Genomic DNA, 24,458 nt, shown 5'->3' with positions numbered 1-24,458 from the left:
TAAATACAGACTACGCCTTTACTGGATCTACCTCAAGACTAAAATGCTACAAAATGTTACAGAGCATCCCAGTAAGGGGGATCACCAAAATAATTACCAAGAAAGTCGATAAAGCTTCTAACCTTGTGGGATAAATAGCGGCGATGAGCATATAACGCATATAGACCTAAGGGCTCAGGTTCATTGTCAGATAAGATTACCGATAACTTCCCCGCAGCTATGGCCGGACCAACAATAAAGGTGGGTTGTACTATAATTCCAGCTCCAGCAATGGCGGCGTTGGCCAGTACTTCACCGTTGTTCGCGGATATATAATGATTTCCTTTTAAGTAAGGAAAGGCTCTGGTTGAGCCACTAACTAAAGGTTCCGATGAATCCCGATAGCTGTAGTGCAGATAATGATGCCTGGATAAGTCTGACGGAGTTTCAGGTGTACCATATTTTTTTAAATAATCGGGAGAAGCACAGGTTACTAACCTGATGGGAGCAATCTTCCTGGCGATAAAGGATGAGCTAGAAAGCCTCCCGATTCTAAGAGCCAGATCGAATCCTTCCTCAATGATATCAACTTTTCTGTCACTTAACTGGATGTCAATTAGGACATCTGGAAACTGTTTTTGAAAAGATGCCAGCGCCTCTCCCAAATGGAGCGTAGAAAAAGACATTGGTGCGCTAATACGCAAAACTCCTCTCGGTTTACTACTCTCGTCCTGAACCGATTGCTCTAGCTCTTCGAGCTCAAGTAATATTTGTCGCGCTCTGTCACAGTAGGCTCTTCCCACCTCAGTAACAGATACTCGCCTTGTGGTTCTTTGCAATAACTGCAGGCTCAGCTCCCTCTCTAAAGCAGAGACGTATTTACTAATGAGCTGTGGGGACAAGTCCAGCTTGTCCGCGGCAGCAGTAAAAGAACCCTGCTCTACCACCGAAATAAACGCTTTCATGCAGTCAAGCTTATTCATAATCAACAAATTATTGATAATAATTCAACATAAGCAATATTTATCAACAAATCATTTACCAGTAAAGTACTAATCATCGAAATGATGATTTAAATTTACTTTTGGAGATCCTGTTATGAACAATATTATGAACAAGCTGATGCCAGCTTCAGACAGTTGGGCGCCTTTATTTATTCGTTTACCGCTTGGAATTATTTTTATGGCACACGGTGCTCAAAAATTATTTGGCTGGTTTGGTGGTTATGGACTTGAAGGTACTGGACAGTGGATGGCCAGCATAGGTTTTGAACCTGGATATATCATGGCCTTATTAGCCGGAAGCGCTGAATTTTTTGGTGGATTGGCACTGTTTATAGGCCTGTTAACTCGTCCGGCTGCAATATTAACTGCATTTACTATGCTAGTGGCAATGACCGTACATATTGGTAATGGTTTATTTGTTAGCAACAATGGTTATGAGTTTGCCTTAATCTTACTGGCTGCATCAGTTTCACTGGCTGTATCAGGGGCTGGTCGACTATCAATAGACAAGGTGTTAGGCCGCAAACTGAATAATTAGTCCAATACCAATTGTCCGCTGATACATGTGTCAGCGGATAAACCTTCAACAGTCAGAGGTGATAGCTTATGTCCAAATACAGCACCATGCCTACTTTGTTTCTATCTCATGGCTCCCCCATGCTGGCAGTGCAGGATAATGATACAACACAATTTTTCACTTCACTCGGCCAGTTATTGCCACGACCGAAGGCCATTGTTATCTTTTCTGCTCACTATGATGAATCCGACTCAATACATATTACCAGTGGCTCAAAATTTGAAACGATCCATGACTTTAATGGCTTCCCAAAACAGCTCTATGAAATTCAATATCCTGCCTCTGGAGACTTCGAGATCGCAAGGGCGATTGCCGAAAATTTGTCCGGTGCGGGTTACCATGTCACTCTGGACGGGCACAGAGGTTTGGATCATGGGGCCTGGGTTCCTCTAAAATGGATCTATCCTGAAGCTGATATACCCATTGTACAAGTGTCGATTAACAGTCGCCTTGATACACAGTACCACTACCAGTTGGGACAAGAGCTAAAAGGACTACGGCAGGAGGGGATACTTTTTATTGGCTCTGGGGGGATAACACATAATCTTCGCGCTTACTTCAAAGCCGCGTCGGAGCCAAATCTTGGCGAGAAGGCAGAAGCGTTTAATGGATGGGTTCATGAGACGCTCACACAAGGGCGACATAGTGAGTTATTAGATTATCAATCGAAAGCACCATTTGCAGCATTTAATCACCCCTACCCTGAGCATTTTTATCCGTTACTTTGCATGGTGGGACTGACTCATCCTGACGAACCGATTAGCCGCCTCCATCACTCAATGGAGAATCATGTTCTGAGCCTTGATGCCTATCAATCAGGCAGCCCCTTGGTTTAACCGTTGGGGCTTCGACCGTTAGATTTAATCTGGTATTTGATGGCTATCCTTAATTCTGCTCAGAGGGCGAGCGTTCCAAATACTCTCGAATGGGTAACTCATTAACATAAAGTTCTTTTAGAGTCGCTTCACCATCAAGGACATTAACTTCGGCATAGACGTTACTAACTTCCTGCCTTCGTCCACTCCAGACCGCTTTTTCTATACTTGGAGCTGTTTTCTCAGAGGCATAGTAACGATTAAAAGGCAGTGAGATATGGTAACCACGCTCTTTAGTTCCCCAGCGGATGGTCGTTTTAATATAGTCACCACTTTTTGGTGGCTGCAATAACAATTGATTAATTTCGGCAAATCCATCTTTATTATTAGAGACTACCGCATATACTGTTTCACCCTCTCGCAGCGGCTCAGGATAAGCAATTGGCTGCTGGTTGGCTTCATATCTCAAAGTAACGTATTGTCCGCGGAAGGGGTCCCTGGGATCGATGGGTCGTGTTTTAAATTTATAAACCGTTCCCTCAGAAAGTATGACATGCTGGTTATAAATCATATATGCAGGCACTCCCAGCTGGATAGCAAACATAACGAGGATAACAAGTTTTAACGGTTTCATTATTCACCCTCCTCGATTTTGCTTTGTTGTTTTTTCTTAAACCAGATATTGGCCACAATAAATGCTGCACCCACTCCGATGAAAATAATACCCTTTGCCATAAAAGGTATGTCACTATCAAAGAATCGGAATAATACTAAAAAGCTAAACCATATCAGGCCACCGTTAAGAATCATCAGTCGAGTTTGCTGTATCCCGAGATACATTAATATAACTGAGCCCACTAGGATATAAAGATTGGAGAGTACAACAAAGATGTGCTCACCAATATCAAAGTAAAAATCGATAATGCCAAGGATAACGAAAACAAAGCTGGTTAGAGCCACCCAATGTGATACTGACAAACGCTTGGCGTAACGGCTGATAAAAAGTATGACGCCGATAAAGCATGCTACAAATAAACCCAGTATGGTGTACTCATTAGCCGTCATCGGTCTCTCCAGCTGCCACAGATCGACAGGCAAGGTTCGGCCGTACCAGGTAAACATCAAACTGACAAAACCAATAACCATTAAACCAAGACTTACCGGTGGATTGCCCCAAAACTTTTTGTTCTCAAAGCCGAACGTCCAGTACCCCAGTGCGTATAAAGCGCAGCCCAGCGCCAAAGAAATATAGATACTCCAATGATCCAGCGGCGAGGCATAATAAGCGCTACCGTATACAACCGAAGATAGAAGACCAATAATGGCAAACCAGCAGGCCCAGGCCAGAAGATTACGGCTGTTACTGCGATAAAGCTTGTATAAATAAGGGACCAGAGCGCCATAAAAGAGCCAGTAAGGTTCACGCTCCATAAAGCATAACCAAAGGATGAGACCTGAGAGCAGCATCAAGGTTGTCGCTGAGCGAATGGTGTAAACGATAGGCAAACCTAATAATAGCCACACCAAGAGGAAGCGCTCTAAATCACCATAGATATGGTAGGTTTGACTGATCAGTGAGATGCTTGCGCCAACAGCAAAGAAAAGCAGAACACCCGCAGTTTCCAGAACCGCCTGCGACTTAGGCTTATATTGTATTCCGTACCAACAGTAAGACTGGGCAAGAACCAGTGGTAAGAACGACAGAATCGTTCGAGTCATTTTGCCAAAGGATTCCCAGTTATGAGCGAGCAGGAGAATAACCCCACCACCGATTAGTAACGCTCCTAAGGATACCAGCAGGATGTTACTCCAACTATGTTGCTGAACGTGGGTTCCGGAAGCTGACTGGTATTGCTGTAGAATTTGTCGTTGAGTATCAGGGTCAATTAACCCTGTATTTTTCCAGCTTTCGGACTCTTGTTGAAGCCAGCTATGACGCTCCCTAGATATGCTCTTTTTATTATGCTCTGTAGCCATGGCACCTCCTTTGGTTTGAAATCACTATACACTATTCCCTTCATCAGTACATATGTCTCTGATTTCCCGGTATTTGTTACATCAGGCAATAGATTTAAATTCCTCTGCACAATGAGAACAGTTTCGCTACAATGAAATCAAAATATCAATAATGGATGTTGTATGTGGTTTATATTATTTGCTTCTCTGCTAATCATCTCACTTTGCGTGATGATCCATTATGAAATGCTCTACAGGCTGTCAAGGTTAAACATTTTACTGAACATTCCCGGCCGTTATCGGGTGACTGCCAGCGTTCTGGTGGCACTTGTGGCGCATACCGTTGAGACCTGGTTATTTGGTATAGGCTACTACCTGATCACTGAACACAGTAGCGTCAATCATCTAGTGAATGAGTCAGGAGAAATCATTACAGGTTTTTTTAATTGTCTGTACTTCTCTTTCGCTACATACACCAGTTTAGGCTATGGTGATATTGTTCCCCTGGGTCCAATTCAATTTATGGCTGGTACAGAAGCTTTGGTTGGACTGGTTTTTATCGCCTGGAGCGCATCTTTCCTCTATATAGAAATGCAAAAGCACTGGAAAAACATTAAATAAAAAAAAGCCCAGCAAGTGCTGGGCTTTTTATATCATCTAGTGCAGGACAGCTATTAACCGAAGTTTTTCGCAGCAAAGTCCCAGTTCACTAGTTCCCAGAAGTTTTTCAAATATTCTGGGCGAGCGTTACGATAGTCAACGTAGTAAGCGTGTTCCCAAACGTCGACTGTCAACAACGGAGTAACACCTGCGTTAGTAATCGGCGTATCCGCGTTGCTAGTATTTACGATCTCAAGTGAACCAGCTGAGTTTTTCACCAACCAAGTCCAGCCTGAACCGAAGTTGCCAGCTGCGCTTGCAGTGAATTTCTCTTTAAAGTCCGCAAAAGAGCCGAATGCAGAATTAATCGCATCAGCAAGTGGACCTGAAGGCTCGCCACCGCCGTTAGGGCTCAAGCTGTTCCAATAGAAAGTGTGGTTCCAAACTTGTGCAGCATTGTTGAACACACCACCTTCCGATGTACGAATAATATCTTCAAGGTCTTTACCTTCGAAGTCCGTACCTTCGATCATTTTGTTTAAGTTAGTCACGTAGGCATTGTGGTGTTTGCCATAGTGATAGTTGATCGTTTCTTCCGAGATATGAGGTGCTAACGCATCACGCTCATAAGGTAATGCAGGTAGTTCAATTGCCATGTTAATCTCCTGATTATTCACGCTATAAATATAAAGTGTGTATTCTACCACGTTCATATTAACGACCCAATAGAATATAAGTATCGGACTATAAAGCCATTATATATTTGTCGAATTGCGCAAATTTTGACATTTAGATTGTTTCCCTTATTATCAAGTGAACCAAAATATCTATAAGACCGTTTATGAATACTCTTGTTTTGCTCTGCGCCTTTATCATGGGTTTTTCCATTATGACCGTGGAGCTCCTTGGTGGAAAAATACTTTCACCTTACTTTGGCGGTAGTGTCTATGTATGGGGCAGTATCATTACCGTATTCATGCTTGCACTTTCTATTGGTTACCTGGTTGGCGGAAGACTCTCCCTAAGAGAGCCCAATACCAGAAAGTACGGCACAATTTTCATCATAGCTTCACTGACAACATTGCCATTGGTTATATGGCATGCCGAACTGTCAGACTGGGTGTTTATGCACATAGAGGATCCCAGGTATGGCTCTCTGGTCAGTTCTGTCATTCTATTCCTGATTCCAACCACCATTATGGGCATGGTAGCGCCCTACTCTGTCAGACTGCTGGTAGCTAATACCGAAAGCAGCGGACAGACGGCAGGCTTCCTATACTTCGTGTCGACGTTGGGCAGTGCCCTGGGTACCATCATGACTTCTTTTTATCTGGTACTGTGGTTTGAGCTTGATAATATTCTGTATGGGGTTGCAGCAGTATTATTTGTAGTAGGGATTGTTGCTATATTATTCCCCAAACCTTTACCTAAAGCAGAGAAAGCGGAGCTATATAATGAATAAGTTATTACACCTATTCCTGGCAAGTACATGTGTTTTTATTACTGCTTTAATTGCCGCTCCTGCTGAAGCTAAAATTCTGGAAGAAGAGCGCTCCCTGTATCAAAACGTCTACATGGTTCAGGAACACGGCTATATTTGTATGCGCTTCAGAAAGAAGAGTCATAACGATCTAAGCCAGTCCTGCATTTTTGAGGATGGCTCGAAACAGCTGGTTTTCGATTACTACAAGCTGGCAATGGGCGCGACATTTTTCTTAGACGAGCCTAAAGATATTCTAGTTATTGGTCTTGGAGGTGGTGTTCTGGTCAATCACTACAAGGAAATTTACCCGGAAGCTAACATTACATCGGTAGAAATTGATGAGGTTGTGGCTGACATGGCCAGAAAGTACTTCAGTTATACTGATGAGGGTGAGCAATACAAAACGCATATTCGCGATGGTCGAGTTTTTGTAAAACGCGCTCAACGCAAGGATCAGCGTTACGACTTTATTTTATTGGATGCATTTAACAGTGACTACATTCCAGAGCATATGATGACCAAAGAGTATCTGGAAGAAGTGAAAAGTATCCTCAAGCCAGGTGGCATCATCATGGCAAATACTTTTAGTTCCAGTGCCCTTTTTCACCATGAATCTGAAACCTACCATGAAGTGTTTGGCGAACTTTACCAGATTCGCTTTGAAGACGAAAAAACAAACCGAGTCATTGTAGTCAGCAATGAAAAACTTCCAGAAAAGCGTTCTCTGCTGAAAAAAGTTAATCAGCTAAAAGGGATAATGATGCAGTATGGCGTGGACAGCCTAAGAGTATTTGACGCAATTAATACGGAAGTGAACTGGGACACCAGTGCGAAAATATTGACGGATCAATACTCTCCTGCAAACCTTCTTAAGTAAATATGCAACTATTCGGCACTGACTGGTTATATAACAAACAATTTTACCCATAAACGGTCAGTGTCACCCCACTGGCGGGCGTATGTCGTCACCGTCAACTGGTATTTTAGAGATAATTTCCATCGAAACAGACAACGGAGACTTTGATGGTTATAAAAAAATTACGTGAACAAAAACAATGGTCACAGGAACAACTCTCTATTCTTAGTGGCATCAGTATTCGCACCATTCAACGAATAGAAAGTGGTAACCGGGCCAGTTTAGAGTCACTCAAAGCTCTGGCATCTGTTTTCGAAACAAATATCGAAACTTTGCAAAAGGAGATTATCGTGATTGATAAAACAACTGAAGACTGGAAAAGTAAACCCTGGTGGTATCGCATAAACATGCTGGGAATCAAAGACAGAAAAAGCTTAATTCACCTCGAAAGATTTTGCCTTTTCCTAGGATTATCATTTTGGGTTGCTGGCTTTTTCAGTAAAGGCTTCCTGATAGGTGCCAGTCCACTTTTCTTATCCGCTTATGTTGCTGCCTTGACGGTGCGAAAAGGTGATAAAGATAAAATATGGTAAGGTTCAGCTGTTAATAAAAAAGGCGCCAATCGGCGCCTTTTCATTATCGAGCTTTTGTTAAAATTTCAAAGCCTGATCGAGATCTTCGAGAATATCATCAATATCCTCGACACCCACAGATAGGCGAACCAGGTTATCCAAAATACCGATTTCCTGACGCACTTCATATGGTACAGATGCGTGAGTCATAATGGCAGGATGGTTTGATAGACTTTCAATGCCACCCAGGCTTTCCGCCAAGGTAAAGATTTTTAGCTTTTTCATAAACTCATGCGAGTTTTTAGCCGCCTGCTCAGGTGTCTCACCTTTAACCAGTACAGACACCATGCCACTGAACCCTTTCATCTGGCTTTTCGCCAATTCATGCTGTGGGTGTGACTCAAGCCCCGGATAGTACACCTTATCAATTTGGGGATGGTTACTCAGGAACTCAGCTACTTTCTGTCCATTCTCATTATGCTGACGCATACGCAAAGCAAGAGTCTTCAAACCACGAAGGGCTAAATAACTATCAAACGGTCCCTGTATCGCTCCCGCTGAATTATGCAGGAACGCCATCTGTTCACGCAGTTCGTCGTTATCACCAACGACTGCAACACCACCGACTATGTCAGAGTGGCCATTCAGGTACTTCGTTGCCGAGTGCATTACGATATCAAAACCAAAACTCAGAGGCTGCTGGTTGAATGGTGTCGCAAATGTATTATCTGCAATCGCAATCAGGTTATGCTTCTTAGCAAAATCAGCAATCGCCTTCATGTCGACCATTTTCAACATTGGATTGGTTGGACTTTCCACCCAGATCATTTTAGTGTTTGGCTTTAACGACTTTTCCAGATTATCCAGGTTTGATAAATCGACAAAGCTGAAATCAAGATTGGCTGTACGTTTACGAACTTTATCAAACAAGCGGAAAGTACCACCGTACAGATCATCCATGGCAATGATATGCGAGCCAGCATCCAGTAGTTCAAGAATAGTACTGGTTGCAGCCATACCGGAAGCAAATGCATAACCTTGTTTACCACCTTCTAAGTCAGCGATACAACGCTCGTAAGCCATACGCGTTGGATTCTGACTACGTGAATACTCATACCCTGTATGCTCACCCGGAGCAGGCTGCGCATAAGTTGAAGTAGTAAATATAGGGGGCATTACGGCGCCAGTGATTGGCTCTGGTTTCTGGCCAGCATGGATAACACGGCTAGCAAACTTTAATTTCTTGTCTGACATAAAATACCTGTTGGTTATATCAATTTAAGCTGTAATGAACAGATTAGTATAACATCGAGTCATTACAGCTAATTTCAAGGGGTGACGCTTAAAAATCAGGACGATCTTTCTTGGCGAGCTCTTTCTGGTATTGCTTTACTTTCCGGAATAATGCAAAGACCTGTTTATGGAAAGGGAGCATACAAAGAACACCAACACCCATAATAACCCACGGATAATGCGGCCAGCTAAAGTACTCAGCCAACATACCCGCGTTCTTTTCATTAATCAGATAGATTTCATAACCCGCCAATACGACTAAGGCCATGCCGATAATATCCAGCAATAGCCACCACAAGGATATATTGGCTGTCGGCGGTGTCGGCGTTTGTTTATCAGTCATCTAGAAAGCCCTGCTCTTTCATCCACTCATCGTTATACATTTTCGACAAGTAGCGGTTACCCGTATCGCAAACAAACGTAACAACATTCTTTGGTTCCGTTTGATCCTGACAATATTTCAGCGCAGCGGCTACTAGCGTACCGGTTGAAGAGCCGCCCATCACAGATTCTTTCAACATCAACTCGCGGGCAGTATTCAATGATTCTTTATCAGTCACTGTATAAGCCTTGGTGAATAGGCTCATATCACAAATATCAGGAATAAAGTCTTCACCGATACCTTCAATTACCCAGCTGCCAGCTTCAGACATTTCACCGGTCTCATGATAATGCGTAAGGATTGAACCGTCCGGATCCGCCAGGACAATATCGATATCCGGATTCTTCTCTTTCAGGAAGCGCCCTATACCTGTAACCGTTCCGCCTGAACCAACGCCTAAAACAACAGCATCAACCTTGCCATCCAGCTGTTCCCAGATTTCTGGGCCAGTGGTCATGTAGTGAGCCGCAATATTCGCTGGATTGGAGAACTGATTAATGAAGTACCAGCCATTTTCTTCGGATAGACGCTTAGCGACATCCTGATAATATTCAGGATGGCCTTTACCCACGTCTGAACGGGTACGCATCACTTCTGCACCGAAAGCGCGAAGGTTATATTCTTTTTCCATGCTCATTTTGTCTGGCATGACAATTTTCAATTTGTAACCTTTCTGCGAAGCTACCATGGCCAGACCGAGTCCGGTATTACCAGCTGTCGCTTCGATCAAAGTATCACCAGGCTTGATATGCCCTTCTTTCTCAGCCGTTTCGATCATGCTGATGGCAATACGGTCTTTAATTGAGGCTCCTGGATTCTGTGATTCCAGCTTGCCAAATAATTGGCATTTGCCTGTATTCATCTTGTGGAATTTGAGCATCGGCGTGTTGCCGACCATCTCAAGAACATTGTCATAAACCTTCATATAGCTTCAATATAACCTAACCTTATATCGTGAAGGCGCTACTTTAACACATTAGAGCCCAAAACCTAATGTCAAACTTAGGTCTGCAGATGATCTGCTCCAACCAGTGGCTTGTGAAGTGACATCCTTATATCCATAAAGCATACTAATCGCCAACTTAAAATCACATAAAATTATTACAATGCTCGACCGTGCCAGTGTCATCGACCAAAATTTTTTGATCGCCTTAAAAACAGCAAAATTCCCTAACAAAGTCAGTAACATACAAGCCGGTGTCACTCAGCTTTCTCCACAGGAATTTGTGCAGTTGTTTGAGTCCCAGATAATCAGCCGGCACCTCGATCTACGAGCACGAATTCTTAAGGACCAGGGAATAGGGTTTTATACCATTGGCAGTAGTGGCCATGAAGGAAACGCTACACTGGGAAAGGTCTTTCGTCATACGGATATGGCCTTTCTACACTATCGCTCAGGAGCCTTGATGGCCGAGCGTTCACGTAAAGTCCATAACGTTGATCCGATCCGGGATCAGATATTGTCTCTGGTTGCGGCAAAAGATGATCCCATCTCACAGGGACGCCACAAAGTATTTGGCTCGACCAAGTTATTCGTACCACCACAAACCAGCACCATCGCATCTCACCTGCCAAAAGCGATGGGAGCGGCCTGGTCTCTAGGCAAAGCACAACGCACAGGATTCGAAGCAGACATCCCGTCAGACAGCGTGATTTTGTGTAACTTTGGTGATGCCAGCTTTAACCATGCGACTTCGCAGTCGGCCTTTAATGCTGCTCAATATATCGCCTATAAGGGTGAGCCACTGCCGTTGGTCTATATTTGTGAAGATAACGGTATTGGGATTTCGGTCTCGACGCCGGACAACTGGATTGAAAATAACGTTAAAAACCGCCAGAGCATCGAGTATATCCAATGTAACGGGTTGCACTTGCCTGACGCCTATTTGGCTGCCCAGGAAGCAGAGGAAATTGCGCGTTACGAACGTCGCCCAGTGTTCCTTCACATGAAAACCATTCGACTGATGGGACATGCCGGCAATGATACCGAAAGTATGTATCACAGCATTGAGCACATAGAATCGACAGAAGCACAGGATCCACTACTGCATTCCGCACGCTTGGCAATTGAAGCGGGCTACATGACAACCGACGACATTCTTAACCTCTACGAGAACACCAGGCAGAAAGTAGAGAAAACCGCAGAAGCAGCCATTAAACTGCCGAAACTCAGCAGTGCGGAAGAGGTCTGCGCATCGATCGCTCCAGAGCGACCCGCCAAAGAGATGCCTGCTCTACCTACCCTCAGCAAACGGCATGAGCTTTTTGACATTGGCCGTCAGTTCAAATTTTTAGACAAGCCGAGAAGTATGGCACAACTGATCAACTATGCACTGACAGACCTGATGGAACAGTATCCGAACATTATGATGTTTGGAGAAGATGTCGGCAAAAAAGGCGGTGTGTACAGCGTTTCGACTAATTTACAGAAACGATTCAGTGACAATAGAGTATTCGACACCATGTTGGATGAAACCAGTATTTTAGGTAACGCTATCGGAGCTGCTCATTTGGGTTACTTACCCATACCAGAAATTCAGTTTCTAGCTTATACCCATAATGCGGTCGACCAGATTCGTGGCGAAGCATCCACCCTGTCCTTCTTCTCTAATAATCAGTTTACCAACCCGATGGTCATTAGAATCGCTGGCCTGGCCTATCAGAAAGGTTTTGGTGGGCACTTCCACAATGACAATAGCATGGCCTTTTTAAGAGAAATCCCCGGCATCATTATCGCCTGCCCTTCTCATGGGCAAGACGCTGCTAAGATGCTACGGGAAGCTGTGCGCTTAGCTGATGAGCAGAAGCGTGTCGTCATATTCCTTGAGCCTATAGCTTTGTATCATGCCAAGGATTTACACACGGCGGGTGATAATGGCTGGCTGGGTGTCTACCCAGAACCTCATGAAATAGCACCATTTGGGGAGCCGGCGCTGTACCCGGGCGAAGGTAAAAAGAAAAGCAAAACATTGGTCATCAGTTACGGTAACGGTCACTATTTATCTCAGCAGGCACAAAAGATCCTAAGGGATAAATACAAAACCCCTGTTGATGTGATGGATATTCGCTGGCTGGCACCGCTCAATCATAAAGCAATCGCCGAAGCTGCCGAAAACTATGAGAATATTTTGGTTGTCGACGAGTGCCGCAAGACAGGCTCTTTAAGCGAAGAGCTGATTACGGGACTTATCGAACACATGGATAAACCACCAAAGATTAAGCGGATTACAGGTCATGACACCTTTATTCCTATCGGGACCTCCTGGCAGTACGTACTTCCAAGCAAGGACAATATCGTTGCAGCAGCTCTTGAACTAAAAGATTAAGTTCAGCAGAAAATAAAAAAGGCGCCATCGGCGCCTTTTTAGTCTTTAGCCAGGAAAGCCGTAACTTGCCTGAAGCCCGAGAGGAATTCCCAGCCCCCAGTAAGCTAACAGGAATAAACTCCAACCGACCAAGAAAGCTATCGAGAACGGAAGCATCATCGCAATTAAAGTACCGATACCCGTGTCTTTCACGTACTTCTGGCAATACACTACAACCAATGGGAAGTAAGGCATTAATGGCGTAATAATGTTCGAGCTTGAGTCACCTACACGGTAAGCCGCCTGAGTTAAGTCAGGTGATATACCCAGCTGCATCAGCATTGGAACAAATATTGGTGCCAGAAGAGCCCATTTTGCTGAAGCGGAGCCCACGAACAAGTTTACAAAGGCCGTCAGCAGTACAATACCAATTACCGTAACACCACTTGGTAATGCCATTGCCTTTAACACCTGCGCACCTTCAATCGCCAGTAGAGCACCAAGGTTAGACTGAGCAAATGCAGCAATAAACAATGCACAGAAGAATGCCATCACAATGTAATAAGCCATACCACCCATCGCTTTGCTCATGGCATCAATCATATCTTTGGATGTTTTGAAGGTTCCTGCGATAAAGCCGTAAACTGCGCCCGGAATCCAGAATAATAAGAAAATGAGTGGGACGATGGACTGCATCAACGGTGCACTGAAGTTTGTTAATGATCCGTCGTGACGCATCGGTGAGTCTTCACCCCACGATGCCCATGCCAGCAATACAAGCCCTATAACCATAACCAGGGTTGCTACATAAAATGATACTTTTTCTTTTGACGAAACCGTATCAAACTCCGGCAGGTCATCCGTATCACCATCAATTTTGGTTTTCTGTAATCGAGGTTCAATAATCTTATCGGTGATATACCAGCCCAATAATATAATGAACAGACTTGATGCCGAAGTGAAGAACCAGTTATTCAGTGGGTTGACCTGCATACCTTCCTGAATGATCTGAGCAGAACTCTGAGTAAAACTCTGTAGCAAAGGATCAATGCCGGAAGGGATAAAGTTTGCACTGAAGCCACCACTCACGCCAGCAAATGCTGCAGCGATACCAGCCAGTGGATGTCTGCCCATGGCATAATAGATAACACCCGCCAGTGGAATAACTAACACGTATCCAGCATCGGTTGCAGTATGACTGACAATCGCCACGAGAATGATCATGGGTGTTAGCAACATTTTCGGCGTACGCTTCAACATCAATTTGATGCCAGTATTGATATAGCCAGAATGCTCGGCAACACCGACACCTAACATCGCAACCAACACCACGCCCAGTGGCGCAAAGCCAGTAAAGGTTTTTACCATTCCTGACAGAAAGCTGGCTAATGAATCACCTGTTAAAAGGTTTTTAATAACAATAGGGTCGCCTGTTCGAGGATCTATTGCTGAAAAGTTGACGCCTGAAAATAACCAGGACAATAGCCAAATTATCAACATGGCTACCAAGAAAATTATCGCCGGATCCGGCAGCTTGTTCCCTACTCGCTCAATAGTATTTAAAAAGCGAGCCACAACGCCATTTGCGCTGCTCGTTTCTTCACTCATTTGTTATCCCCAAAATAAACCAAACTAGATTTATACCCTAAACAGTCCTATATCTTCAAGGTAAATCCCTTTAATCAAATCCGACCACTAACAAAGACTCACCGTTAATAACAACCTGTAATGCTTGAAATATATTTTAATAGCCCAATACTAGTTGTTAACCCCACCGATAAGGCTCTCCAGTCAAAGATTGCAATGCTACCACTCTATATTTTCCTATTTGTATGTGCTGGGTTAATCGTTTGGATTGCGACATCGAATTATAGAAAACGGAAAAAGCGTCAACTGATCAGCAGCGAGCCTTTTCCGAAAGAGTGGCGACAGATATTGCGAAAAAATTTAAGCTTCTTCTACAAGATTCCGTCCGACCTTCAGCTTCAACTTAAAGATAAGATGAAAATCTTTCTGTCTGAAAAGGAATTTATAGGCCATCAAGGTCAGGAAATTACTGAAGAAGTCCGTGTCACAATTGCTGCTCAGGCATGCCTGTTACTATTAAATAGACCAACAGACTTTTACCCTTTCCTAAAAACCATCTCGGTCTATCCAGCCGCGTTTATTACCAATCGTGCCACTCAGGACAGTTCTGGCGTTCACCAGCGAGATTCACGAGTGCTACTTGGAGAGTCATGGAATCGAGGAAAAGTGATTCTGTCATGGCAGGATTCAGCACAGGGAGCTGCGGATTTTGAAGACGGTCATAACTTGGTGATTCACGAATTTGCTCACCAGCTGGATGGCGAGTCTGGCGTCACCAATGGTGCTCCCCCATTAACGCAGGAGCAGGATTATGATACCTGGTCTCAGGTTCTGTCTTCTGAATTTGAAGACTTGAGGCAGCAAGCGCAAAAAGGCGAACGCACTCTAATTGATCACTATGGTGCTACCAATCCAGCTGAGTTCTTTGCCGTCGCCAGCGAGGTTTTCTTCGAAAAGCCAGCTGAACTCAAAAAACGTCATAGCAAACTTTATGCGCAGCTTCAAAAATACTACTCTGTAGATCCCTCGGCCTGGGTATAAAAAATGAGCAATTGAGCAAGTTTTGTACAAAAAACAATCGTATAATGGCTTTTTTGGGCTAAAAGAATAGCCCTGCCAGCGACAACATCGTTGAAAACTTGTCAAGACAGGACTCTTACTATTCTTCTAGCTCAATTATTGCTACTAAGGAGAGTCCTATGAAACTACTATCAAGTTATACCGCAGCTGTTGTCCCCTCTATTCTCATGTGTTGCTTAAACATTAGCGTTGCCAACCCAGAAGAACGTATTAAACAAGCCCGATCGGCTGCTCCTCCGTCAGTGAGTGCTGATGCCACTATCGTTGATGGCGGTGAAGTATTGGTGGAAGGCAGTAATGGCTGGACCTGTATGCCCGATACCATGCCGGGAGATAATGCACCTGTCTGCGTTGACGACGTCTGGAAAGATATGATGCAGGCCCTATCCAATAAGGAAGACTTTTCAACCGACAGGGTTGGTATATCTTACATGTTACAAGGTGATAGTGGGGCCGGAGTCAGTAATGCGACACCCTATCACCCCAACCCCAAAGAGGCCGAAGATTATACTGAAACTGGTCCTCACTTAATGATTATTGTTCCCAAGGAATACCTAAAAGGAATTACCGATGACCCTTCCCAGGGGGGGCCTTATGTGATGTGGGGAGAAACCCCATACGCTCATATCATGATTCCTGTTGAGGATAATTAGTCCAAACCCAAGCCCATCATCCTGGTGGGCTTTATATCCCCCCTACTAAGAACGTTTTATCTTGTTACAAATTCAAACTACAGATATACACAGCCGATCGCTAGAATAGCTGTCATTGAAATAGGGGAATTGATCATGACATTGAAAAAACTCACGACCTTGAAAGTATCTCTAGTGGCCGCGATATCGACCTCACTGCTTACAGCATGTGCTACCACTGCTCAAAAAGGAGATAATGTTCAGCAAGCAGCAACCACTGTAAACAAAAGCCACCTTGATGAGCGCCAATATCAATATCAAACGCTCGAAAATGGGCTGAAAGTTATTGTTGTTTCTGATCCTGAAGCCGATAAGGCTGCTGCATCGCTAGTGGTTAATATTGGCCATCTGGCAGATCCAAAGGATCGTGAGGGTTTGTCTCATTATCTGGAACACATGCTTTTCCTGGGCACTAAAAAGTATCCAGAGGTCGGCGAATATGGCAAGTTCATTTCGCAACATGGTGGAACCCATAACGCTGGAACGGGAATGGAAAATACCAGTTATTTTTTCCAGATAGACAATAATCAGCTTGAGCCAGCGCTGGATCGTTTCTCTCGTTTTTTCATTGACCCGCTGTTTGATCCCAAATACGTTCAAAAAGAACGTAATGCAGTTCACTCTGAGTACAAACTTAAAGTTAAGGACGATGCTCGACGCTTGCATGAAGCCGTAAAGCAAACCGCGAACCAAGAGCATCCAATGACACAGTTTTCGGTAGGCAACCTATCCACTCTATCCAATACAGACAGTCGTAAGATTCTAGAAGATGTCAAAGCCCACCATAAGAAATATTATTCTGCTGGTATCATGTCACTTGTAGTAGTGGGTAACTATCCTACGGACAAACTCATGTCATGGGTGGAGAGTAAGTTTTCTGATATCCCCAATAATGGATATGAGCCCGAACACGCCAAGCGCCCTGTACCTTATCTGGATTCACAGCAAGGTGTAAAAATAGGTGTACAGACTCTGGAAAACAAACGCTTTCTTGAACTGCGGTTCGCTCTACCTAAAGCAACCGAGCATTTCAGAGCAAAGCCGTTAAACTACATTTCAAGCCTTCTGACCTACCGTAGCAAAGGCTCTTTGTATGACTATTTAAAGAGCAAAGGCTACATCAAAAACCTATACGATTATGTTTATGGCCCAGATGACTTTTCACGACTTATTGTGAATATTGAGCTAACCAATGATGGCTATGAAAATACAGATAAAGTTGTTGAGGCTTTCTTCGCTTACCTTAAGCTGATTAAAGAAGACGGCGTGAAGGAGTCAATATTTGATGAAATGAAGCTCATCGCTGACACTAAGTTTGAATACCAAAGCAAGACTCAGCCCGCCAACCTGGCACGAGCACTGGCTGGTAATATGCAGTACTATCCAGCAGAGCATGCACTTGATATCAGTCGAGTCTATGATCAGTTCGACCCAGAGCTTATACAACAGTTCTTATCTCATATAACACCTGAACATCTGCGCCTGGTGGTTTCAGCTCCAGACATTACTTCGGATACGAAAGAAGCTCGTTACGATGTTGCCTACACCATGGAGCCTTTGTCACAGCAACAAATCAAGGCCTGGTCTAATGTAGAGGTTTACGATGAAATGCAGCTGCCGGAGTCTAACCCATACCTGGCTAAAGACTTGTCTATCGTAGAGAAACAGGTAAAGGTCACAGAACCACAGCTGGCCTATGAGCAAAATGGAGTCCGTATCTGGTTTGAAAATGAAAATGAATTCGGACTACCCAAGTCAGCGCTCACAATGAGACTATATACACCGGTGTTTTATGACAATGATGAGTTAAAAGTCATTCGAGATATTTTCGTTAATTACATTAACGATCAGCTTGCAACAGAATCCTATGAAGCTAGAGTAGCAGGTCTAAGTTATAGCCTGTCATCGAATACTCGTGGGTTTCAAATTAGCACTGGAGGCTATAGCCCAAAGATCCCAGAACTGTTAAATACGGTCGTGGATGAGATGCTGTCCAATCAATTTAAACAGGATGATTTTGAGCGTATTAAGCTTAATATGATCCAAAGTTATCAGAACAGTAAGTTTAAGCGTCCTATCAGCCAAGTTATCTCAGCCATTGGAAATGAAATTAATGTGCAAGCAATTTCAGAAGACAAAGCACTCGAAATAATTAAGACCATTGACTTCAAAACCTTCTCAAACAAAGCACCGAATTTACTGGATAAGGTTCAGCTCGACGCTATCTATATAGGTAATATTACTGAAGCAGCTGTCCAACACCTTGGTCAAAACTTAAGTAAAAAACTTGGCGAGCGGCTGACAGGAGGTATCAAACCAGAAAGTCAGGTTATCGGTCTGGATCAGGGTGAAGAATTTATCCGTGAAGTCACTGTTAATCATAATGATTCGAGTCTGGTATGGGTATTCCAGGGCGATTCAGAAGACGTTGAACAAGAGGCCACTTTCCAAATTATGAATCACCTGCTGAGGCATCGTTTTTATGATTCGTTAAGAACTCAGCAGCAATACGGTTATATTGTTCAGATGTTCAATTACAACTTTGACCAGACTCCGGGGCTCGGTTTATTGATTCAATCGCCTAAGGCACACCCAGCTGTTTTAATGGAAAAATTTGATGCATTTATCCAAAAACAACCCGAGTACCTAAAAGGGTTATCAGAAAAAGAGTACCAGGCTCAAATAGCTGGATTGCTATCTAACCTGGATAAACGTCTTGATAACCTGGGTGATAAAATTAGCCAGCTTTCAAATGACTTATATGATGATAAGTATGACTTTGATTCAAAAGAAAAGTTGATAGCGGCTGTTCGCTCAATGCCTTTGTCAAAAGTCATTGAGGCTTATCAACATTATGTAGTATCAGATCACCGTGCTTCTATAGCAGCCTGGAATATTGGTCAGGCACACAAGAGTGAAGAGAGCTATCAGGCGGAAAACTATCATCTATGTAAGACCGATAGCTGTGTTCAACAACTAGCAGACTGATAGATACAAAAACTTAAAACGAAAAAGAGCTCATTCGAGCTCTTTTTTTATACGTATTGGCCACAGGCATGGCCACTGGCCCAGGCCCATTGGAAGTTATATCCTCCAAGGTGTCCCGTAACATCCAATACCTCACCTATAAAATACAGATCCTGTACTTTTTTTGCTTCAAAGGTTTTGGAGGAAACTTCATCTGTATCAATCCCACCAAGGGTAACCTCTGCAGTACGGTAACCTTCTGTCCCGGTAGGCTTTAACTGCCAGCTTTGACATTGCTCCGCAACAGCTGCCATTTGCTCATTGGAAAGCTCAGCTAGTGGTTTCTTATAGAAATCAACGAACCACAACTCACAAAGTCTATCCGCCAGTTTTTTAGTCAGTGTCTCTGATAAAACGCCATTAAGGTGACTTTTTGGATTAGATTGCTGCCTTTCTTTCAGATGCTCCAATAAGTCGATATCGGGAAATAGATTAATCCCAACCGAATCCCCCGGTCTCCAGTATGAGGATATCTGGAGAATCGCCGGCCCACTTAAGCCGCGGTGAGTCCATAAGATATTTTCTCTAAATGACTGACCATTACATGAAACTATCGAGTCAGCGGAAGTACCAGAAAGTCCTTCGAACTGTTCCAGTAAATGGGGTGTTAATGTGAAAGGAACTAGCCCTGCTGTTGTGTCCAGAACCTTCAGTCCAAACTGTCGAGCAATATCATAACCAAATCCTGTGGCTCCCATAGTAGGTATCGACAGCCCCCCTGTTGCGATAACGAGTGACTGACACTGCCATTTTCCCTGGCTAGTAATTAACAGAAAACCCTCATCCTGTTTCTTAATCTGCTCAACGGAACAATGCGTCCGGACATCGGCATCAACCTCAGAACATTCTTCCAATAGCATATTCACAATGTCTTTGGCTTTATTATCGCAAAACAGCTGCCCCAGCTTCTTTTCGTGATATGGAATACCATGTTTTTCAACCATTCCAATGAAGTCCCACTGGGTATAACGACTCATGGCTGACTTACAGAAGTGTTCATTTTTAGAGAGGTAGTTCGCAGGCTCAGCGTAATAATTAGTAAAATTACAGCGCCCACCACCCGACATCAGGATTTTCTTGCCGACTTTATTGGCATGATCCATCACCACAACCGAGCGGCCTCGGCTTCCCGCGCTAATCGCACACATTAACCCCGCGGCACCAGCGCCTATGATGATCACATCTACTTTTTGCATGTTTGCTACTTGTCGACAAATAATTCGAGCAGAATTTTATCATCTATGGCATCATCTGCCCATTCTAACTCTTTGGAGATACCATGCAGTTCTTAATGTCGACGTCGGTACTCTATTTTTTATGTGTTTTGATCTGGGGTAGCACCTGGTTTGCCATCGAGTATCAGCTTGAAGGCGTTGCCCATGAATACTCTTCCTTCTACCGCTTTGCACTGGCCGCAATTCTGCTTTGGCTTTACTGTCTATTCAAAAAGTTGTCATTAAAATTCAGCCTCATTCAACACTTATGGCTGATCTTACTCGGTAGCTGTATGTTCAGCATGAACTACATCCTTATTTATGACGCACAGGAATACCTGAGTTCTGCAATGGCCTCTGTCATTTTTTCAGCCGTGCTTATCGTCAATATCATTAACTCCAGAATTTTCTTTAAAACACCTATCACTCTAAGAGTCGCGATTGGTTCCTTACTAGGTCTTGTCGGCATGGTTTTAATATTTTGGGACGAACTGAGCCACTTCAATTTAGAAAACACGGCAGTATACGGATTGGTGTTAGCAATTATGGCGGTATTGATGGCTTCTGTAGGCAACCTGGTCTCTGTTCAAACACAGAAATATGATTTGCCGGTGATTCAGATGAATGCTTACGGTATGGCCTATGGAGCTATCGTCAGTTTAATTATCGGCCTGATACAAGGTAAACCCATTACCTATAACCTATCTCTATCCTATAACATCAGCCTGGTCTATCTTTCGTTGTTTGGCTCAGTATTTGCTTTTGGCTGCTACCTGACTTTACTGCGGAGAATAGGTGTTCATAAGGCGTCCTATGCGGTAGTGCTTTTCCCCGCGGTAGCTTTGATTATTTCAACCTTATTCGAAGATTTTGAGTGGACCTGGTCGGTGGCTTTAGGAATTCTCTTTATTGCCGCGGGCAATACGTTTGTCATTAACCGAAAAGACTTACGGAAAACGAAACCCACAGTTCAATAAATGTGAGTGATGTTTGAGTGCATTCAAACATCACTGCTCAAACTTTAACGACGAAAACATCTATTTAACGTCGCAGCTGAAAGTATCAATAGCAGCAGCCATCCAAGACTACCACCGCCACCACTGGACTGGGGCGCAGAAAGAGTCAGACCCTGATTTGATACTTTGATTTGGTAGCTGCTATCATCGCCACCTGTATCGCCCAGCTGCCCACTACCGTTCTCATAGCCAGTCCAGGCACCATTATTCCAGTCTACCGGAGTGGATGGGTTAGCATCCAGAGACAAGCCGGCGAAATCCTGTACATCAATGCTAATGCTGATATTCGTTGTTCCATTATTTGAACTGACCGGTATGTCTGACGGAATGGTGAAAGTTGTTTTAAAGGAATCATCTTTGTACCGCATAAAGCTAAAACCATCGGTTTCCTGATCCAGCCAATCAGTGCTACTAACTGCTATAGTACGAGTAAAGTTACCGCTCCCCCCATTTCCGGTTAAAGTAATAGAGGGTACTAAACTCACAGACTGTCCTGGATACTGAGCAATATTACCAGAAGCATTCCTTACTCTCATCGGCTTGCTGAAACTAACAAAAAGATTGTATTCCTGCCCAGCGGTTAATGTTGTATCGGTCGTGACTGATAAATTGCGATTTCCCGTCGATGATTGCCACGAGGCTGCGTAAACTTCGGAGCCATTAGTATCTGTCACTTTCACATTAGTAACATATGCTGGTCCCGCTTGATGATAAAGCATTAGAAACTGAGCTACTGCCAGCTCATCTCTTACTCTTTCTATTTCACCGGACGGTAAAATAAAACCTGAATGGCTCGCACCGGTACCACCATAAAAAGCGCCACCATCTGGAACATTAGTAAATCCCAGAGGAGGTTCAATCTCCAGTGTCCACGCTGGAACTAAATCAGTAAATGCAAAATAATCTGCTGTTGTTGGTATACCGCTCCCTACAGCATCTATGACTGGAAAATAATCCGAACCTTGCACTCGGGTGGCATCCTGAAATTTATTAGCCAGGCTATTAGTAATTGCATTGCGACGCGCATTTTCAGGTTGCGGTACAAATAAAACCCTTGAGAACGAATGGGTATCCTGATAAAAGCGAAGTCTATTTCTTGGGCCTAATTCAGCAGCTTCTAATAACGCCTGAGTTTCTGGTTCAGAAAAAGCTGAGGCTCCACCATAAATTAAGCTGGTTGGTGTACTATTGTCAGGTTGCACACCAAAAAACACCTCGCTATTTCTATTGAGATCAACCCCATCAAGGCGATCTGACTCTGTTGATAACACCTCATCCACAGCGGGCATATTCTTACGCCTCATTCTTCCATCTCTGGGCTGAGCAAACTTCTGTAAAGGCTCTGAACTGGAACTGGTTCCCGGTGTTTGGGTTACCTGATTAGGGTAACGCTGAGTCTGTAAGAAACCATCAATGTTTAAAACTGGGACTATTACTGTATTAGTATTTTCCAGTAGATATTGCACCATGGCTTGATCATTTTTACCTTCGACCATTTGCTCCATCAGCTCAGTTACCACTTCTGGACTCTGCCATTCTCGCGCATGAATCCCGCCATTAATTAAAAAGGCTGGTTCAGCCTGACCATCAACGGTCTGGTTATCGACATCTCCAAATCGATAAACATAAATATCACGGTTATAGTGGGTCTGACCGATAATACTGCTTCTAACTTCCTCGTTGTTTATGGCCAGAGCCTGGTGCTGGTTATGAAGGCTATTATAAGATCGGAAGCCGTTTACCGCGGTTAGAGAATCTATTGGTTCTGGTACCGGATATCCAATGGCTAACTCATTACTAGAGTTTGTATTTTCGGTATAGGTTAAGACTTCAGCATTGACGAATAATGAGGTGAGTAGGAGTGAAACACCAACAACACCTGAGTTTATTTTAACCATGCCAACACCTCTGCTTTCATGTCATCAAATTTTATTTCGTCAGACTCAAGCAACTCCCTAAGAATATATTTTGATTCAACATCACCCGCTAATTTAAGGGCCAGTAAACTATTGGCAACAGTTACCCTGGATTCCGAATGACGTTGAATATTATGTTTCAACCATCGAACGTCTAGAGGCTTTTGAGCCGACCTGGCCAGTGCGGCAGCGCTACTGGCTCCCAAATATTGATCAGATAACAACCCGTATAGTAGGTCAGGTTTACTTACCGTGGCAGGCAGCCTGGCATAATGTAATACAGCCTGAGATGATAACTCACCTTTCTGATGAATAAGATTGTGCAGCACGGCTTCCTGTTCTTGCGCAGTAAGATACTGACTTAAGTTATTTAGTATCTGACTCTTCTGCCAATGCTCGCCTTCAAAATCCAATAATGCATAAACAGCCTGTTTATTTCCGGTCAATTGGACCAGTTCGCTTAACAGCATGGCACTTGAACTTGAGTTATTAGCTTTATATGACATCACCATATTGTTCAGTACTGCATCACTGATTGGTAATGAATCGTTAAGCGCTTTTCTGGCTGCCTGTAACTGCGCCTTGTTATTTAGGCTTTCTTTAACAAATAACTGGTGATCGTTGGCTATCAGCTCTTTCATTTTTTCAGCTTGTGCTGCTACCTCATACTGAAAAATTTTATACTCTGCCAAGGCCCTGATATTAAAGACCGGGACTGCCACAGGTCCTTCAGGATGGGCTTTGTAAGCAAGAGACTTATGCTCGGTCAGCTTAAGCAGATAGTCTTTTTGTTCTGGAGTTACTTTTTCAGGATTAATAGATAAAACGGCACTGTAAGTTTGATAATCCTTTTCTAGTCCTGATGACTCCCTACCCTTTAGTTTCAAATCAACACCCTTTTCAAAGGCTGCTAACTCGCTCTCACTGTAAACTTGGCCAGGAGGAAGTTCAGAAATTAATAACGGCCCTGTATCAACAGCGACTGTAAGACCTGAATATATCAGAGCCGTGACCATTAAGTAGGATCTTAGTTTAGTCATAATATACCTGTGCGAAACTTTTTTAGGCACTCATTAACGTTTAGACCTACAAGTTTCAAGTTAG

22 protein-coding genes are annotated in these 24,458 nt (G+C 43.6%); 11 read left to right on the top strand and 11 right to left on the bottom strand.

The genetic code is table 11. The annotated features are described in order from the left end of the window. Nucleotides 1-56: 56 nt before the first annotated feature. Entirely contained in the window at nucleotides 57-962 is a 906-nt protein-coding gene (locus tag KS2013_RS03675; RefSeq protein ID WP_068989916.1) for a LysR family transcriptional regulator, read from the bottom strand. Between the two features lie 115 nt (nucleotides 963-1,077). Between KS2013_RS03675 and KS2013_RS03670 the strand changes: the two genes are divergently transcribed. Together KS2013_RS03670 and KS2013_RS03665 are read left to right on the top strand one after the other, a co-directional pair. Next, nucleotides 1,078-1,521 carry a DoxX family protein gene (locus KS2013_RS03670; RefSeq protein ID WP_068989913.1) on the top strand — a complete coding sequence of 148 codons (444 nt, stop codon included), beginning with the start codon at nucleotides 1,078-1,080 and terminating at the stop codon, nucleotides 1,519-1,521. Nucleotides 1,522-1,589: 68 nt separating this feature from the next. After that, a complete protein-coding gene (locus KS2013_RS03665) occupies nucleotides 1,590-2,396 on the top strand; it encodes a dioxygenase family protein (protein ID WP_068989911.1) in 807 nt (268 codons plus the stop codon). Nucleotides 2,397-2,445: 49 nt separating this feature from the next. On the opposite strand, the gene KS2013_RS03660 is transcribed toward KS2013_RS03665, so the two are convergent. Further along, a complete protein-coding gene (locus KS2013_RS03660; RefSeq protein WP_068989908.1) occupies nucleotides 2,446-3,009 on the bottom strand; it encodes a GDYXXLXY domain-containing protein in 564 nt (187 codons plus the stop codon). Then, nucleotides 3,009-4,352 (bottom strand): DUF2157 domain-containing protein, encoded by a 1,344-nt coding sequence (locus KS2013_RS03655; protein ID WP_068989901.1) that lies wholly within the window; start codon nucleotides 4,350-4,352, stop codon nucleotides 3,009-3,011. Before KS2013_RS03655 ends, KS2013_RS03660 begins: the two co-directional genes overlap by 1 nt. A gap of 162 nt (nucleotides 4,353-4,514) precedes the next feature. Here KS2013_RS03655 and KS2013_RS03650 point away from each other — a divergent pair, with 162 nt between their 5' ends. After that, nucleotides 4,515-4,952, top strand: coding sequence for a potassium channel family protein (locus KS2013_RS03650; protein ID WP_068989899.1), 438 nt, complete (start codon nucleotides 4,515-4,517; stop codon nucleotides 4,950-4,952). Nucleotides 4,953-5,005: 53 nt separating this feature from the next. Here the strand turns inward: KS2013_RS03650 and sodB are convergent, their stop codons facing one another. Beyond that, nucleotides 5,006-5,587 carry a superoxide dismutase [Fe] gene (gene sodB / locus KS2013_RS03645; protein ID WP_068989896.1) on the bottom strand — a complete coding sequence of 194 codons (582 nt, stop codon included), beginning with the start codon at nucleotides 5,585-5,587 and terminating at the stop codon, nucleotides 5,006-5,008. 185 nt (nucleotides 5,588-5,772) lie between these two features. Here sodB and KS2013_RS03640 point away from each other — a divergent pair, with 185 nt between their 5' ends. The 3 genes from KS2013_RS03640 (at nucleotide 5,773) to KS2013_RS03630 (ending at nucleotide 7,863) form a co-directional block, all read left to right on the top strand. Beyond that, nucleotides 5,773-6,393: a fused MFS/spermidine synthase gene (locus KS2013_RS03640; protein WP_068989893.1), complete on the top strand. Its 621-nt coding sequence runs from the start codon at nucleotides 5,773-5,775 to the stop codon at nucleotides 6,391-6,393. Next, on the top strand, nucleotides 6,386-7,291 hold the full coding sequence (locus KS2013_RS03635; RefSeq protein WP_068989889.1) for a spermidine synthase: 906 nt from the start codon (nucleotides 6,386-6,388) through the stop codon (nucleotides 7,289-7,291). Before KS2013_RS03640 ends, KS2013_RS03635 begins: the two co-directional genes overlap by 8 nt. Before the next feature lie 146 nt (nucleotides 7,292-7,437). Beyond that, nucleotides 7,438-7,863 carry a helix-turn-helix domain-containing protein gene (locus KS2013_RS03630; protein ID WP_068989886.1) on the top strand — a complete coding sequence of 142 codons (426 nt, stop codon included), beginning with the start codon at nucleotides 7,438-7,440 and terminating at the stop codon, nucleotides 7,861-7,863. Nucleotides 7,864-7,920: 57 nt separating this feature from the next. Here KS2013_RS03630 and KS2013_RS03625 read toward each other — a convergent pair whose 3' ends face one another. From KS2013_RS03625 to KS2013_RS03615, 3 genes are all read right to left on the bottom strand, one after another. After that, nucleotides 7,921-9,096: a trans-sulfuration enzyme family protein gene (locus KS2013_RS03625; RefSeq protein ID WP_068989883.1), complete on the bottom strand. Its 1,176-nt coding sequence runs from the start codon at nucleotides 9,094-9,096 to the stop codon at nucleotides 7,921-7,923. A gap of 88 nt (nucleotides 9,097-9,184) precedes the next feature. After that, complete coding sequence (locus tag KS2013_RS03620; protein ID WP_068989879.1) at nucleotides 9,185-9,478, bottom strand: hypothetical protein; 294 nt, start codon at nucleotides 9,476-9,478, stop codon at nucleotides 9,185-9,187. Next, complete coding sequence (locus KS2013_RS03615; RefSeq protein ID WP_068989876.1) at nucleotides 9,471-10,442, bottom strand: PLP-dependent cysteine synthase family protein; 972 nt, start codon at nucleotides 10,440-10,442, stop codon at nucleotides 9,471-9,473. The genes KS2013_RS03620 and KS2013_RS03615 overlap by 8 nt, the downstream gene beginning before the upstream one ends. A 181-nt stretch (nucleotides 10,443-10,623) precedes the next feature. Between KS2013_RS03615 and KS2013_RS03610 the strand changes: the two genes are divergently transcribed. Continuing rightward, the gene (locus tag KS2013_RS03610; RefSeq protein ID WP_068989873.1) at nucleotides 10,624-12,843 is read left to right on the top strand and encodes a thiamine pyrophosphate-dependent enzyme; all 2,220 of its coding nucleotides are present in this window, start codon (nucleotides 10,624-10,626) and stop codon (nucleotides 12,841-12,843) included. A gap of 45 nt (nucleotides 12,844-12,888) precedes the next feature. Here KS2013_RS03610 and KS2013_RS03605 read toward each other — a convergent pair whose 3' ends face one another. Continuing rightward, nucleotides 12,889-14,430 (bottom strand): AbgT family transporter, encoded by a 1,542-nt coding sequence (locus KS2013_RS03605; RefSeq protein ID WP_068989870.1) that lies wholly within the window; start codon nucleotides 14,428-14,430, stop codon nucleotides 12,889-12,891. Between the two features lie 195 nt (nucleotides 14,431-14,625). Between KS2013_RS03605 and KS2013_RS03600 the strand changes: the two genes are divergently transcribed. The 3 genes from KS2013_RS03600 to KS2013_RS03590 all read left to right on the top strand — a co-directional run bounded on the left by KS2013_RS03600 (nucleotide 14,626) and on the right by KS2013_RS03590 (nucleotide 19,169). Beyond that, nucleotides 14,626-15,450, top strand: a complete 825-nt coding sequence (locus tag KS2013_RS03600; protein WP_068994374.1) for a M90 family metallopeptidase — start codon at nucleotides 14,626-14,628, stop codon at nucleotides 15,448-15,450. Nucleotides 15,451-15,608: 158 nt separating this feature from the next. Further along, nucleotides 15,609-16,142, top strand: coding sequence for a hypothetical protein (locus KS2013_RS03595; protein WP_156768958.1), 534 nt, complete (start codon nucleotides 15,609-15,611; stop codon nucleotides 16,140-16,142). 135 nt (nucleotides 16,143-16,277) lie between these two features. Continuing rightward, complete coding sequence (locus tag KS2013_RS03590; protein ID WP_068989867.1) at nucleotides 16,278-19,169, top strand: insulinase family protein; 2,892 nt, start codon at nucleotides 16,278-16,280, stop codon at nucleotides 19,167-19,169. Between the two features lie 47 nt (nucleotides 19,170-19,216). On the opposite strand, the gene KS2013_RS03585 is transcribed toward KS2013_RS03590, so the two are convergent. Next, nucleotides 19,217-20,404 carry a BaiN/RdsA family NAD(P)/FAD-dependent oxidoreductase gene (locus KS2013_RS03585; RefSeq protein ID WP_068989863.1) on the bottom strand — a complete coding sequence of 396 codons (1,188 nt, stop codon included), beginning with the start codon at nucleotides 20,402-20,404 and terminating at the stop codon, nucleotides 19,217-19,219. An 83-nt stretch (nucleotides 20,405-20,487) separates the two neighbouring features. Between KS2013_RS03585 and KS2013_RS03580 the strand changes: the two genes are divergently transcribed. Continuing rightward, entirely contained in the window at nucleotides 20,488-21,399 is a 912-nt protein-coding gene (locus KS2013_RS03580) for a DMT family transporter (protein WP_083217774.1), read from the top strand. 44 nt (nucleotides 21,400-21,443) lie between these two features. On the opposite strand, the gene KS2013_RS03575 is transcribed toward KS2013_RS03580, so the two are convergent. Together KS2013_RS03575 and KS2013_RS03570 are read right to left on the bottom strand one after the other, a co-directional pair. Beyond that, nucleotides 21,444-23,336: a M14 family zinc carboxypeptidase gene (locus tag KS2013_RS03575; RefSeq protein WP_068989860.1), complete on the bottom strand. Its 1,893-nt coding sequence runs from the start codon at nucleotides 23,334-23,336 to the stop codon at nucleotides 21,444-21,446. Further along, nucleotides 23,324-24,394, bottom strand: a complete 1,071-nt coding sequence (locus KS2013_RS03570) for a hypothetical protein (RefSeq protein WP_156768957.1) — start codon at nucleotides 24,392-24,394, stop codon at nucleotides 23,324-23,326. The genes KS2013_RS03575 and KS2013_RS03570 overlap by 13 nt, the downstream gene beginning before the upstream one ends. Nucleotides 24,395-24,458 lie beyond the last annotated feature (64 nt).

It is taken from the genome of Kangiella sediminilitoris (genome assembly GCF_001708405.1).
Lineage (GTDB): Bacteria > Pseudomonadota > Gammaproteobacteria > Enterobacterales > Kangiellaceae > Kangiella > Kangiella sediminilitoris.
Note: the sequence above shows the minus strand (reverse complement) of the source record. Positions and strands in the feature narration are given on the sequence as shown.